The organism is Flavobacterium sp., from assembly GCF_029945805.1.
GTDB lineage: Bacteria > Bacteroidota > Bacteroidia > Flavobacteriales > Flavobacteriaceae > Flavobacterium.
Genome location: NZ_JAQSDH010000012.1, coordinates 1 through 13,068, shown reverse-complemented (window position 1 = coordinate 13,068; position 13,068 = coordinate 1). Strand labels below are relative to the sequence as shown.

Below are 13,068 nucleotides of genomic sequence, written 5' to 3'. Positions count from 1 at the left end.
CGCTATTATAATAGGTAGCTTTCAAATTTGGAATATCCGATTGTTACACTTACTTACGTGTTTTGAACAATAAGAAAATACAACGGCATACCAATAGTGATGTTAACAGGAAAGGTTACCGCAAGCGCCATGGGCAGGAAAAGTCCAGGATTTGCTTTGGGTACAGATATTTTCATAGCAGCAGGAACGGCAATGTATGAGGCACTGGCAGCCAAAATTGCAAACATAAATCGATTGGTGATGTCGTTGGTAACATACGAACTTAGGATCGCAATAAGACAACCGTTAAACAAAGGAATTACGATTGCAAAAATGAAGGGAAACCATCCGAATGAAAAGAATGCCTTCAGTTTTTTACCGCTGCTGATCCCCATATCTAATAAAAAGATTGCCAAAAATCCTTTAAATAAATCGTTGGTGAAAGGCTTGATTCCTTCGGCTTGCTTGTCACTTGCTAAATAGCCTATAATTAAACTTCCCAAAATTAGTAAGACACTGCCATTGGTAAAAGAATGTTTTATGGCGCTACGTTTACTTATATTTTTGCTTTGCTCTTTATTAAATACTGAAATTAGTAAAAGTCCCATTATAATGGCAGGAGATTCCATCAAAGCCATAAGAGCAACCATATGACCATGAATTGTTAATTGTTGGTATTCTAGAAAAGAAACGGCGGTTACAAACGTCACTGCACTTACCGAGCCATAAGCTGCAGCTATTGCCCCAGCATCAAAGACATTCAATTTTCTTTTCAAGAGAAAGAATGTGTAAAGCGGAATTAGCAATGAAATTAACATTCCAAACAATACAGACCATCCAATTTCGCTTGTAAAGTTCTCATGAGATAATTCTTGACCGCCTTTAAATCCGATGGCAAACAAAAGATATAGCGAAATAAATTTTGACGAATTAGGTGGAATTTCTAAATCACTTTTTAAATAAACAGCTATTATACCCAACACAAAAAATAGTAATGCAGGATTAGTTAAATTTTCAATAAGTAAGTTATAATTCATAAATAAAATTGTTTGTTGTCAATTGTATTTCGTTTAGGAAAAGGATTCAATTTATGCCCCAAATTTAAATCGTTATTTGTTTAATGATGCTCTCGTTAGTTTATCATTAATCACCCGCCCTAATTCGGTATCTGGAAATTTTTCTGCAATGATTACTTCCAAATTCATTTTGTCTAATTGGTGAAGTGTATCATAGAGTCGTGCTGCAGCTTCCTTTAAATTTTCATTAGGAGATACTATCATTTGGATGCAATCGTTTGGCACGTTAACTATAGCGGTACTAAATAGCAATAGTCCTACTCTTTTATTTTTAAATTGAGGGATAAATTTTTCAATGTTTTCTGTGAAAATTAAAGGAGTCGCTGGTGCATAATGTTTTGAGAGCATACCAGGTGCCTCGGGCGCAGTATCATTTTTAGTAAATAATGTAACGTCACCAGCAATAGTTTTAATTTCCTCAATTGAAATGCCTCCTAATCGATAAACAACAACTTCATTTTGATTAAATCCGATAATAGTAGACTCAATACCTGTTTGGCATGCACCTCCGTCTAAAACCATTTCAATATTATCCTGAAAATATTCTGCTACATGTTCCGCTTTTGTTGGACTTATCATTCCGAAGGGATTCGCACTTGGAGCTGCCAGCGGAAAATCAAGTAGGTTTAGAAGCGCTAATGCTGTTGGATGATTGGGTATTCTCACAGCCACTGTTGGTTTGCCCGCAGTAATTAAATCAGGTACTGAAGCATTTTTTTTAAGCAATAATGTTAATGGGCCTGGCCAAAAACTTTTAGCTAATTTTAGTGCCATTGGAGGAATATCTACTGCAATAGTTTTCAAATCTTCCATACTTTTTATATGTACTATTAACGGATTGTAAAATGGCCGCTGTTTTATAGTATATATTTCTTTTATGGCTTTATCGCTAAAAATATTGCCCGCTAAACCATAAACAGTTTCAGTAGGAAAACCAATAATACCTTCATCTTTTAAAATTCTTGCTGCTAAATCTATATTATTACTAATCATTTTCTTTATGGATTACACCTATCGCAGTGCATGGGATCTTCTTTATTTTTTTTATGTGGATATTTTTCTTCTTTTTTGAAATTGCATTTCAAACAGGTATAAATATAACTTAGGGTTGAACGGGTTGGAAAACCGCACCATTCGCAAGGTAAACCTGGTTTAGCATCTGTAATTCCAAAACCTGGTGAAGAGCACTGCGGACAAAGGGAGTTGATTTTGTCTGCCAATTTTTGGGTAGCCTTTTGAATAACGTTCATACGAGTCGGATTATACATTGCGCGCATATCCGTTTCAACAAAAACTTCTCCATTTGTGTTAACTTCATGATAGGCGTCAATCAATGAGTCCCAATCCGTAATACCTTTTTTAATTTTGGAATAATCGTCTTTATGTTTTCTAAGTATTAAGCCGTGTGAAGGGAATAATGCTGTAGTTGCAAAATCACGCAATTCTTTTTCAGATTTAAGTTCGGTTGCATTAAAATTGGTGTCGGTACTTAATTCGCGAATAATAATCTCTAGATCGTTTTTCTTGTCGATAAAAATTAAAAACTCATCATCGGCATGTGCGAAAAAAATTGACGGATGAGGACCAAAAGAACCTTCGCTGGCAAGGGCCATATCGCAATTCGTAAGTTCCATTGCAAGAAGGCATTTGTTTCTTGCGGTTGTAATAGGGTCATCTTTTCTTTCAACTTCTCCAGAAAATGTTCCTAATGAATCGGTGTCAAAGTTTGACGCAACGAGACATTTTACACCAAGTTCTTTCTCTAAAATAGGCGCAATCACTTGTTCTTTTTCATGCTGGGTCGCAATCAACAAAGTTCGCTCTCTAAACATGTTCAGATGGGCGTGTAAAACGAATCACCACGTCTGACTTTATTTCAAATTGTGGTCCCTTCATTTCGGTAGACTCAATCAATTTTATGATTTCATCTAAACTTTTTTTAAGTTGTGGAATTCGTATCATAGCAGTTTTATCATCATATCCAAAGCGTTCTTGCGAACTGAAATTTTTCATTTGATGAAATTGGATTTTACTTGAGAATACATTACGTATAATTTCAAGGCTCTCTTCCGCTGAAAAATCGCCATCGATTAGTTTAAATGTTTGGGAGTTTATCATTACCTTTTTACTTTAGAATATTGATGATGAGTTAATGCACCAGTAATAATTATAAATGATGCGATTAGATTGCTATTAATTTTTTCGCTCACTGATAAAGCTATTATTGCTACTGTTGATAGTACTAATACAAGGACTAAATGGGTTGCTATTTGTTCTTTTTTCATTTTTTAAACTATTGACCTTGTCCTAAGGAATATCCAGATTTACCATCAAACTCGTATAAATTCTCCGTTTTTATTACATCAATTTTCGCTTCTAAAGCTCGATTTAATAAAGTAATGATATGGTTTTTGTACATTAATTTACCATGAGTTGGTTTAAATCTACAACGCCAATGATCTGTGCAAAATGTTTCTTCAAAACCTTCTGGCCAAACTTTAATTCCACGATTGGTGATCATCGTTAAATGTTTGTTTTCAGTATTAATACTCTGAACTAAACTTGCTAATTCATTAGGGTCTGTGCCATTCCAATGCACAAATAAATCTACACCGACTAATTCTTTTACAGCGGCAGGTTTTTTAACATATTTTGGTAGATTTAAAACAGCATCCTTACTGTAAGACACTTTTTTTAGTAATTCAGGACTTTTGCCAAGATTGGCAATTACTGCTTTTGAGAATTCTTTAGTCCCCACTTTTTCTTTGCTAATACCTTCTTTATAAATATCATAGGTGTGGATTCCATCTTCAATTGTTTTCAACCATGCATTTTGTATTTTTTCAGCTATTTCAGTCTGACCAATATGATTTAGCATCATCACAGCACCTTCTAATAATCCCGATGGATTCGCCAAATTTTGTCCGGCACGTCTTGGGGCTGAACCGTGAATTGCCTCGAACATGGCACATTCTTCTCCAATATTTGCCGATCCAGCTAATCCTACCGATCCAGCTATTTGCGCTGCAATATCAGACAATACATCTCCATAAAGATTAAGTGTAACAATCACATCAAAAATTTCTGGTGTGTCCGCCATTTTTGCCGCTCCGATATCAATAATCCAATGTTCGTTTTCTATTTCTGGATATTCTAAGGCAATTTCATCAAAAACTTGGTGGAACAAACCGTCTGTTTGCTTCATAATATTGTCTTTTGTAAAGCAAGTAACTTTCTTTCTACCATACACTTTTGCGTATTCAAAAGCGTATCTCACAATTTTTTCACAACCAGGACGGCTAATTATTTTTAAACATTGAACTACTTCATCGGTTTGCTGATGTTCAATTCCGGCATATAAATCCTCTTCATTTTCTCGAATAATTACAATATCCATTTTAGGATGTTTAGTCTCTACAAAAGGATGTAAACTGATACAAGGTCTAACATTAGAATACAGTCCTAAAAATTTTCGTGTAGTAACGTTCAAACTCTTATAGCCACCACCTTGAGGAGTTGTAATAGGTGCTTTTAGAAAAATTTTATTCCGACGGATGATGTCCCAAGATTCAGATGCAATACCAGAAGTATTTCCGGATAGATAAACTTTTTCACCGACTTCAATTTCGTCAATTTCAATTTGTGCACCTGCCGCTTTAAGGATATCAAGTGTTGCATCCATTATTTCTGGACCAATTCCGTCACCTTTTGCTACTGTAATTCGTGTCATTTTTTTTTATTTAAAATTTGATGGGACAAAATTCTCAATTATATTTCATATATTTTTATTTATATTTGTGATGATATATATAAATAAAATTTATGAATTACACTTTGCATCAGTTACAAGTATTCTTAAAAATCACGCAAAAAAAGAGTATTACTAAAGCTGCCGAAGAATTGCATTTAACGCAACCTGCTGTTTCTATTCAGTTAAAAAATTTACAAAATCAATTTGAAATTCCACTAACAGAGGTTGTTGGACGCCAACTTTATGTGACCAATTTTGGAATGGAAATTGCCGAAGCTGCTGAAAAAATTTTGAACGAAGTCTATGCCATTAATTATAAAACGATGGCTTTTAAAGGTCAATTAAGTGGAAGACTAAAAATTTCGGTTGTTTCTACTGGGAAATATGTAATGCCCTATTTTCTCTCCGATTTTATGAATGAGTATAAGGGCATCGAGTTACTGATGGATGTTACTAATAAGAACAAGGTTTTGGAAAGTCTAGAAATTAATGATGTTGATTTTGCTTTGATTTCCATATTGCCTCCAGCTCTTAACGTAGAGAAATTAGATTTACTTCAAAATAAACTGTACTTGGTGGGAAACAAAAAATTAGAATTTAAAAAAGGAATTCCGATTAAAGAAATAGTTGAAAATTTACCCTTAATTTTTAGGGAGAAGGGATCTGGCACACTTCAAGCTATGGAAAATTTTATAAAAAATAATTCTATTTCAGCGGTAAAAAAAATAGAACTCTCATCAAATGAAGCAGTTAAACAGGCAATGCTAGCAGGGTTAGGGTATTCTATTATGCCTTTAATTGGAATTAAAAATGAATTGCAAAATAATGAATTACAAATTATACCCATCAAGGGATTACCTATCATAACCACTTGGCGATTAGTTTGGTTAAAAGGAAAAAAACACACACCTATTGCCGCAGCCTATTTAGAGTATTTAAAAAAAGAAATTGGCCATATCGTTCAAGATAAATTTACTTGGTACGAGCAGTATTAGATCATAGATTTTTTACCAATAAGCTAGCGCAAATTACTCTTCAATTTTTTATTCATTTAACGGAATACAAATTATACTTGGATAACGCCCAAATTAAATTTCTTTTCAATAGGCGCGTGGTTAGCAGCCTCGATTCCCATTGATATCCAAGTTCTAGTTTCTAACGGATCAATAATAGCGTCGGTCCACAATCTTGCTGCTGCATAATACGGCGAAACCTGCGAATCGTATCTTGCTTTTATTTTATCAAATAATTCTTGTTCTGTTTTTTCATCTACTGCTTGTCCGTTTTTTTTAAGGGAAGCCGCTTCAATTTGTGCCAATACTTTTGCCGCTTGCGTGCCGCCCATAACAGCCAATTCTGCACTTGGCCAAGCAAATATTAATCGAGGATCGTATGCTTTTCCACACATGGCATAGTTTCCAGCACCATAAGAGTTTCCAACAATAACAGTGAATTTCGGAACAACCGAATTCGCAACGGCATTCACCATTTTGGCACCATCTTTAATAATTCCACCATGTTCTGATTTAGATCCAACCATAAATCCGGTAACATCCTGAACGAAAAGTAGCGGAATTTTCTTTTGATTGCAATTGGCAATAAAACGTGTCGCCTTATCGGCAGAATCTGAATAAATTACACCACCAAATTGGATTTCCCCTTTTTTGGTTTTGGATACAATTCGTTGATTGGCTATAATTCCAACTGCCCAGCCGTCAATTCGTGCATAACAAGTAATTATTGATTTTCCGTAATCGGGTTTATACATATCCATTTCTGAATTGTCTACCAAACGCTTGATGACTTCCATCATATCGTATTGTTCGGTGCGCAATTTTGGAATAATTCCGTAAATATCTTTTTCGTCTAAAGCGGGTTTTTGCGGCGTTTCTCTATTAAAGCCTGCTTTTTCATAATCTCCAATTTTACCGACGATACTTTTAATTCGGTCCAAAGCATCTTTATCATCTTTGGCTTTATAATCAGTAACACCCGATATTTCGCAATGTGTTGTCGCTCCGCCTAAGGTTTCGTTATCAATATTTTCGCCAATCGCCGCTTTCACCAAATAACTTCCAGCAAGGAAAATGCTTCCAGTTTTATCTACAATCATAGCTTCATCGCTCATAATAGGAAGATAAGCACCTCCGGCTACGCAACTTCCCATAACCGCTGCAATTTGGGTAATCCCCATGCTGCTCATGATAGCATTGTTCCGAAATATGCGTCCGAAATGTTCTTTATCGGGAAAAATTTCATCTTGCATCGGAAGATAAACTCCGGCAGAATCCACTAAATAAATTATGGGTAACCGATTTTCCATCGCGATTTCTTGTGCACGTAAATTCTTTTTGGCGGTAATCGGAAACCAAGCGCCCGCTTTTACAGTAGCATCATTGGCAACAACAATACACTGTTTTCCTTTGATGTATCCCATTTTTACAACTACACCGCCAGACGGACAACCGCCGTGTTCGGCATACATTCCATCACCCACAAAAGCCCCAATTTCAATACTTTTACCTTTGGGATCTAGCAAGTAATCGATCCGTTCTCGAGCGGTCATTTTACCTTCAGCATGTAATTTTTCGATACGTTTTTCACCGCCACCAACTCTAACTTTGGCAAAATGTTGTTTTAAATCGGTAAGTAAAAGTTTGTTATGATCTTCGTTTTTATTGAAGTTGATATCCATGATAGTATATTTGTAGCGCGTTTAGTTGCGGGCTAAATTACGAAAACGTTTTTGAAATTTGAAATTAAATATAGGATTGCGAATGACAAACAGCTATTGATTTATGTTTCCTTAATAACGCAAAAAGTGCTCGATAGCCCCGATGGGAGCTGGCTACCGTGTAGCGCGGACAGCGGGACGTTAGCTCTAGAAAACAGGGGATTTGCGCTCCTGAAATTGCTGAATAAAGCCGAAACGCAATGTTAACAAATTGTAAAGTTTGATTTATATAAAAATAGTATTAAATAATATTCACTTAACATTAGAACAATACATTTGCACCATTAAAAAGAAACGAAAATGACTCTTAATAACCTATTCCAGTTCTTAGTTCCAAAGGACAAAAAGTTTTTTCCATTATTTGAACAAGCGGCTGCCAATTTAATCATTTTAGCCGATACCTTACACGAAGCTGTAAATGCTCCGAAAATGGAGAGAGAAGAATTGTTTAGAAAAATAGAAGAACTTGAAGCTGTTATTGAAGAAATCACACATAAAACACACTTAGAATTAAGCAGAAACTTTATTACGCCTTTTGACCGCGAAGACATTCATGCGTTGATAAAAGCTATTGATAATGTTGCTGATAATATGCATGGCGCAGCGAGTAGAATGCGTTTGTATCAGGTAGAAAAAATTACAAAATCTATTCGTAAGTTAACGGAAATCAATTTGGAAGCTTGTCAGTTAATTGGTGTCGGCATTAAGGAATTGAAAGAGATGAATCACAAAGCCATCAAAGAAACGTGCAAAAAAATCAACAAATTGGAGAGCAAAGCGGATTCCGTTTTTGATAAAGCTGTAGCCGATATTTTCGAAAATGAAACCGATGCTAAAAACGTTATCAAATATAAAGAAGTTCTTTCTGCACTAGAAATGGCCTCTGATAAATGTAAAAGTGTTTCTAACGTAATGGAACAAATTTCAGTTAAACATTCTTAAATTATAGCAATACAGTTGCGACTGGTAGCATTTAAATGCTATGCGCTAGAAACTGAACACTGAACACTACTCTTATGACTTTATTAATTGTAATTATAATTCTTGCCTTAGTATTCGATTACATCAATGGTTTTCACGATGCAGCAAATTCAATTGCTACTATAGTTGCTACAAAGGTACTAACACCATTTCAGGCCGTACTTTGGGCAGCGTTCTTTAACTTCTTAGCATATTGGGTCTTCGGGTTTGGTGTAGCCGATACCGTAGCGAAAACAGCAAAAACAGATAGTATCAACTTAACAGTGATTTTAGCAGGTGTTATTGCAGCCATTATTTGGAATCTGATCACATGGTGGAAAGGAATTCCTTCCTCCTCTTCGCATACCTTAATTGGTGGTTTTGCTGGAGCAGCTATTGCCCACGCAATTTCACTTCACGGCTTTTCTGATTATTTCATTGTTGAAGATGGCGTTCAAATATCTAAACATTGGTATAACATTGTAAATTGGTACAAGCCAGGAGAGGATGGTAGTCTGCCTTCGGGAGTTTCCATTATCATCGCATTTATCGTTTTAGCGCCATTATTAGGAATGTTGCTTTCCTATTTTGTATCACTTTGGCTGATGTATTCTTCAAAAAAATCTATTTATCCAAAAATACTAACCGGTGTTTTAATGCTAATAGTAGGATTGTTTTTATGGTCTGTTTTAATTGGATATGAAGACATCAAGAAACCTCGATTTGAAAGCCATCTGTGGAGCGTAATTTGTGAACCAGCAAACATCAAATGGAGCTTGGTTGCATTGATTTTTTATAGTATTGCAATATTCAACTTGGTATTCAGTAGTTTTCCAACAGCTACAGCCGAAAAAGTATTGAAAAGAATGCAGTTGCTATCTTCAGCAGCTTTCAGTTTAGGTCATGGTGGAAACGACTCTCAAAAAGTAATGGGTATTATTGCCGCGGCAGTAGCAGTGTATTTAAATACCCATCCAAATGCGAATATGTCTTTGGGGTGGTTGGATTTAAATGTTGTACTGCCGTCCGAGAAAAACGGAGTAAAAATAGAAGGAGTAATGCCTTCATGGATTCCTTTAACTTGTTATACTGTTATCGCTTTAGGAACTTTGAGCGGTGGCTGGAAGATCGTAAAAACGATGGGTTCTAAAATCACAAAAGTAACCGCTTTCGAAGGTGTTGTCGCTGAGTCAGCTGGCGCTTTAACGTTGTTTATTACGGAACATTTTAAAATTCCAGTATCAACTACACATACTATTACAGGTTCTATTATTGGAGTAGGAGTGACCAAAAGAGTTTCCGCCGTTCGATGGGGAGTTACTGTGAAGCTGTTATGGGCTTGGGTTTTAACCATTCCGATTTCGGCTCTAATAGCAGGTTTAGTATATCACGTACTTAAAATGGTTATCTAAAAAGTATATCATAATGATTAAGCTGACCGTTAGGTTGGCTTTTTTTATAAATAATTTTAATTTGTTAAGAAATCGTTTCTTAAATATCAATTTATTGGAAATTTAAAGACTAAAAACTAATCAATAGTTTTAATATGAAAAAAGTTGCACTCCTATGTACTTTGCTTCTATCAATTTCGATGCATTCTCAAGTGTCAATTGAACCAACCAAAAACGACAATGATATTAAATTATCAGCCTTGCCATATTATAGCTTTGGAAAAGGAATCGGAATGACTTCGCCGGACAGTTTGTTCCAATTAAATATCCGTTTCCGAATGCAGAATCGAGTTACTTACTTGAAACAAGATGGAGAGAACGGAGCTTATGACGGACAAGTGCGTCGTTTAAGATTGCGTTTTGATGGATATGTTGGAAATCCCAAGTTTCTTTATGCGGTACAATTGTCTTTTGCTCCGGGAGATGTTGGCGAGATAAAGGATGGAGAAAATATAAATATTATTCGGGATGCGGTCGTGTTTTATAGACCTAATAAAAATTGGAACATCAGTTTTGGACAGACGAAATTACCTGGCAACCGCCAACGGGTAAACTCTTCGGGAGGATTACAATTGACAGACCGAACGATAAATAATGCCAAATTTACTATCGATAGGGATTTTGGGTTTCAGATTCATCATCTAAACGAGTATAAAGATGCATTCTCATACAATTTCAAAACAGCGATTAGCGGTGGAGAAGGGCGTAACCAAACTGGAAAAGCAGACGATGGAATTGCCGTGACTGGTAAAGTAGAATTGTTGCCTTTTGGAGCATTTACCAAAGATGGAACTTACTTTGAAGGTGATATTCTAAGAGAAAAAAAACCTAAATTGTTGCTTTCTGGTGCATTCCAGCAAAACAATCACGCACAGCGAACACAAGGTCAGCTTGGAAATGATTTATTTGAAAGAAGAACAATGAAATCTGTTATGTTAGATGCAATGTTTAAATACAGTGGTTGGGCAGCAATGATGAGTTATATGTCTAGAACAACCAATGAAAATGCTGTTACCTTCAATCCAGCTGATTTAACCCAAAGTAATTATGCATTTGTTGGTAACGGATTCGATTATCAGCTAAGTTATAGTACACGAACAAATTATGAGTTTATTGGAAGATATTCCATTCAGAAAGTCGGAAATGATATTAGAGCATTGGCTCCAAACACTAAAGAATATAGTGTTGGTATTACAAAATACATTTGGGAACACTCTTTCAAACTACAAAGCGAACTGACTTTTGATACCTTAGATTTTGCAAATGGTACTTCAAAAAATAACTGGTATTTGCGTTTTCAAGTTGAAATCGGAATTTAACTATTCATCTATAAATAGTTAATCATCTGATTTTTAATTGTTTGTAATTTTTCAATGTTAAGTTTTAGCTTAAAACTAAAACTTAACATTGGCGAATGTGTTTATACTGTATTTTTGTTAACGTTAAATTTACATTTGATTAACATAAAATTTAAACAAACAAAAATAGTATGATAGATAAAACAGCACCAGAGAATAGTAAGCCCGCAAAAGCTGTAGAGAATTCTGTTACACCAACTGAAGTTACTACAACTGCTGCGTCAGTTAAACCAGCAGCAAAAACTTCTGTAAGGAGAACTTTAGCTACTAAAACAACACCAGTAGCAAAAACTCCAGTAGTAAAAAAGGCTCCAGTAACAAGAAAATCAGCGGTTAGTAAAACAGCAGTTGTAGTTGCTAAACCAACAGCAGTTGAGAAAGAAACAAGTACAAATCAGGAAACACTAGAAACTATGAAAGATTCAGACAAAGAGAAAGCTAAGAAGGCAAAATCAAAAGCCAAGGAAAAAGAGAAAAAAGAAAAAGCTAAGAAAAAAGAGAAAGCTAAGAAAGAAAAACAAAAAGAGAAAGAGAAGAAAGAAAAGGCTAAAAAGAAAGAAAAGGCTAAAAAGAAAAAGGCTAAAGAAAAAGCAAAGAAGAAAACTAAAGCAAAATCTAAAAAGAAGTCAAATTCTAAAAAGAAAAAATAAGCAGTTAACTAAAGCATCCAATTACTGGGTGCTTTTTTTATTATATTCTTAACAACTGTTTTCGGTTAGTGTTGAGTACTTTTACTAAAGTTAAAAAATCAAATAATATGAAAAGTAACTTCGGGTTTTTAATAGCGGCGATTTTTATAGTGTCTTCTGTAAATGCACAATCCAAAGCCGTGGAATACAAAGATGGAAATCAAGTGTTGAGTGGTGTTGGTGTTAAACCCTCTAAAGGATTGAAAAACAATCCTGGAGTGTTAATTCTTCCAGCGTGGATGGGAATTAAAGAGCACGAAAAAGACGTTGCTAGTGAATTAGCAGCGTTGGGTTACCAAACCTTTGTCGCAGATATTTACGGAATTGATCAACGTCCGAATGGACCAAAAGAGGCTGGTGCCAAAGCGGGTTATTACAAAAAGAATATCAAAGAATACCAAACCAGAATTCAATTAGCATTAGACCAATTGGTAAAGCAAGGCGCAAATCCTGATGATATTGTGGTAATTGGATATTGCTTTGGGGGAACAGGTGCAGTGGAAGCAGCGAGAGCCAACATGAAATTCAAAGGAGTTGTATCCTTTCACGGTGGTTTAGGTCGTGATGATGCCAGAACAATAGAGGCGATTAATCCAAAAGTGCTGGTGCTACACGGAGCTGATGATCCATACGAGTCAAAAGAAGAGATAGAAAAATTCCAAAACGAAATGCGTACAGCCAAAGCTGACTGGCAAATGACCTATTATGCAAATGCTGTACACGCGTTCACCGAAAAAGGTGCTGGAAACGATAATTCCAAAGGGGCAGCCTACAACGAAAAAGCAGATAAGCGTTCGTTTCAAGCTTTGCTTGATTTCCTAAAAGAAGTTTTGTAAATTGCTTTAACAATTTTAAAACGAAAGCCCAAAACAGTTGACTATTTTGGGCTTTCGTTTCTTTATAAAAGTACAAAAGCCGACCTGGAGCGGTCGACTATTGCGGTGAGGTGTAACTTCCTTTCGGAATCCTCGATGCAAATATACGTTGTTATTTTAAATTATGAATTATAAATTTTAAATCATTAATGTCCGATAAAAACTAATATAGGACTTTTTTATTATTTATCTATT

General features: G+C 35.4%; 13 protein-coding genes. 6 read left to right on the top strand and 7 right to left on the bottom strand.

The annotated features are described in order from the left end of the window. Window positions 1-53 precede the first annotated feature (53 nt). The 6 genes from PSU83_RS02820 to PSU83_RS02795 form a co-directional block, all read right to left on the bottom strand. Window positions 54-1,016, bottom strand: coding sequence for a sodium-dependent bicarbonate transport family permease (locus tag PSU83_RS02820; protein ID WP_300586479.1), 963 nt, complete (start codon window positions 1,014-1,016; stop codon window positions 54-56). Between the two features lie 72 nt (window positions 1,017-1,088). Next, window positions 1,089-2,048, bottom strand: coding sequence for an L-threonylcarbamoyladenylate synthase (locus PSU83_RS02815; protein ID WP_300586477.1), 960 nt, complete (start codon window positions 2,046-2,048; stop codon window positions 1,089-1,091). Window positions 2,049-2,053: 5 nt separating this feature from the next. Next, complete coding sequence (locus PSU83_RS02810; RefSeq protein ID WP_300586475.1) at window positions 2,054-2,887, bottom strand: DUF6671 family protein; 834 nt, start codon at window positions 2,885-2,887, stop codon at window positions 2,054-2,056. Beyond that, window positions 2,880-3,173 (bottom strand): hypothetical protein, encoded by a 294-nt coding sequence (locus tag PSU83_RS02805; protein WP_300586473.1) that lies wholly within the window; start codon window positions 3,171-3,173, stop codon window positions 2,880-2,882. The genes PSU83_RS02810 and PSU83_RS02805 overlap by 8 nt, the downstream gene beginning before the upstream one ends. Then, a complete protein-coding gene (locus tag PSU83_RS02800) occupies window positions 3,173-3,340 on the bottom strand; it encodes a hypothetical protein (RefSeq protein WP_300586472.1) in 168 nt (55 codons plus the stop codon). The genes PSU83_RS02805 and PSU83_RS02800 overlap by 1 nt, the downstream gene beginning before the upstream one ends. Window positions 3,341-3,348: 8 nt before the next feature. Continuing rightward, window positions 3,349-4,785 carry an NADP-dependent isocitrate dehydrogenase gene (locus PSU83_RS02795; protein WP_300586470.1) on the bottom strand — a complete coding sequence of 479 codons (1,437 nt, stop codon included), beginning with the start codon at window positions 4,783-4,785 and terminating at the stop codon, window positions 3,349-3,351. 92 nt (window positions 4,786-4,877) lie between these two features. Between PSU83_RS02795 and PSU83_RS02790 the strand changes: the two genes are divergently transcribed. After that, window positions 4,878-5,801 (top strand): LysR family transcriptional regulator, encoded by a 924-nt coding sequence (locus PSU83_RS02790; protein WP_300586468.1) that lies wholly within the window; start codon window positions 4,878-4,880, stop codon window positions 5,799-5,801. 71 nt (window positions 5,802-5,872) lie between these two features. Here the strand turns inward: PSU83_RS02790 and PSU83_RS02785 are convergent, their stop codons facing one another. Beyond that, window positions 5,873-7,501: a carboxyl transferase domain-containing protein gene (locus PSU83_RS02785; protein ID WP_300586466.1), complete on the bottom strand. Its 1,629-nt coding sequence runs from the start codon at window positions 7,499-7,501 to the stop codon at window positions 5,873-5,875. 339 nt (window positions 7,502-7,840) lie between these two features. Between PSU83_RS02785 and PSU83_RS02780 the strand changes: the two genes are divergently transcribed. From PSU83_RS02780 to PSU83_RS02760, 5 genes are all read left to right on the top strand, one after another. After that, the gene (locus PSU83_RS02780; RefSeq protein ID WP_300586464.1) at window positions 7,841-8,482 is read left to right on the top strand and encodes a DUF47 family protein; all 642 of its coding nucleotides are present in this window, start codon (window positions 7,841-7,843) and stop codon (window positions 8,480-8,482) included. A 74-nt stretch (window positions 8,483-8,556) separates the two neighbouring features. Continuing rightward, complete coding sequence (locus PSU83_RS02775; protein ID WP_300586462.1) at window positions 8,557-9,912, top strand: inorganic phosphate transporter; 1,356 nt, start codon at window positions 8,557-8,559, stop codon at window positions 9,910-9,912. Between the two features lie 134 nt (window positions 9,913-10,046). Then, window positions 10,047-11,270, top strand: coding sequence for a porin (locus PSU83_RS02770; RefSeq protein ID WP_300586460.1), 1,224 nt, complete (start codon window positions 10,047-10,049; stop codon window positions 11,268-11,270). A 170-nt stretch (window positions 11,271-11,440) separates the two neighbouring features. Then, on the top strand, window positions 11,441-11,959 hold the full coding sequence (locus PSU83_RS02765; RefSeq protein ID WP_300586457.1) for a hypothetical protein: 519 nt from the start codon (window positions 11,441-11,443) through the stop codon (window positions 11,957-11,959). A 107-nt stretch (window positions 11,960-12,066) separates the two neighbouring features. Continuing rightward, window positions 12,067-12,834 (top strand): dienelactone hydrolase family protein, encoded by a 768-nt coding sequence (locus PSU83_RS02760; protein ID WP_300586455.1) that lies wholly within the window; start codon window positions 12,067-12,069, stop codon window positions 12,832-12,834. Window positions 12,835-13,068 lie beyond the last annotated feature (234 nt).

What these genes read in the sequence shown, in the direction of transcription:
- PSU83_RS02775 (WP_300586462.1), top strand. Translation starts at nt 8,557, where the DNA reads ATGACTTTATTAATTGTAATTATAATTCTTGCCTTAGTATTCGATTAC.
- PSU83_RS02800 (WP_300586472.1), bottom strand. Translation starts at nt 3,340, where the DNA reads ATGAAAAAAGAACAAATAGCAACCCATTTAGTCCTTGTATTAGTACTA.
- PSU83_RS02790 (WP_300586468.1), top strand. Translation starts at nt 4,878, where the DNA reads ATGAATTACACTTTGCATCAGTTACAAGTATTCTTAAAAATCACGCAA.
- PSU83_RS02795 (WP_300586470.1), bottom strand. Translation starts at nt 4,785, where the DNA reads ATGACACGAATTACAGTAGCAAAAGGTGACGGAATTGGTCCAGAAATA.
- PSU83_RS02820 (WP_300586479.1), bottom strand. Translation starts at nt 1,016, where the DNA reads ATGAATTATAACTTACTTATTGAAAATTTAACTAATCCTGCATTACTA.
- PSU83_RS02760 (WP_300586455.1), top strand. Translation starts at nt 12,067, where the DNA reads ATGAAAAGTAACTTCGGGTTTTTAATAGCGGCGATTTTTATAGTGTCT.
- PSU83_RS02770 (WP_300586460.1), top strand. Translation starts at nt 10,047, where the DNA reads ATGAAAAAAGTTGCACTCCTATGTACTTTGCTTCTATCAATTTCGATG.
- PSU83_RS02765 (WP_300586457.1), top strand. Translation starts at nt 11,441, where the DNA reads ATGATAGATAAAACAGCACCAGAGAATAGTAAGCCCGCAAAAGCTGTA.
- PSU83_RS02785 (WP_300586466.1), bottom strand. Translation starts at nt 7,501, where the DNA reads ATGGATATCAACTTCAATAAAAACGAAGATCATAACAAACTTTTACTT.
- PSU83_RS02810 (WP_300586475.1), bottom strand. Translation starts at nt 2,887, where the DNA reads ATGTTTAGAGAGCGAACTTTGTTGATTGCGACCCAGCATGAAAAAGAA.
- PSU83_RS02815 (WP_300586477.1), bottom strand. Translation starts at nt 2,048, where the DNA reads ATGATTAGTAATAATATAGATTTAGCAGCAAGAATTTTAAAAGATGAA.
- PSU83_RS02805 (WP_300586473.1), bottom strand. Translation starts at nt 3,173, where the DNA reads ATGATAAACTCCCAAACATTTAAACTAATCGATGGCGATTTTTCAGCG.
- PSU83_RS02780 (WP_300586464.1), top strand. Translation starts at nt 7,841, where the DNA reads ATGACTCTTAATAACCTATTCCAGTTCTTAGTTCCAAAGGACAAAAAG.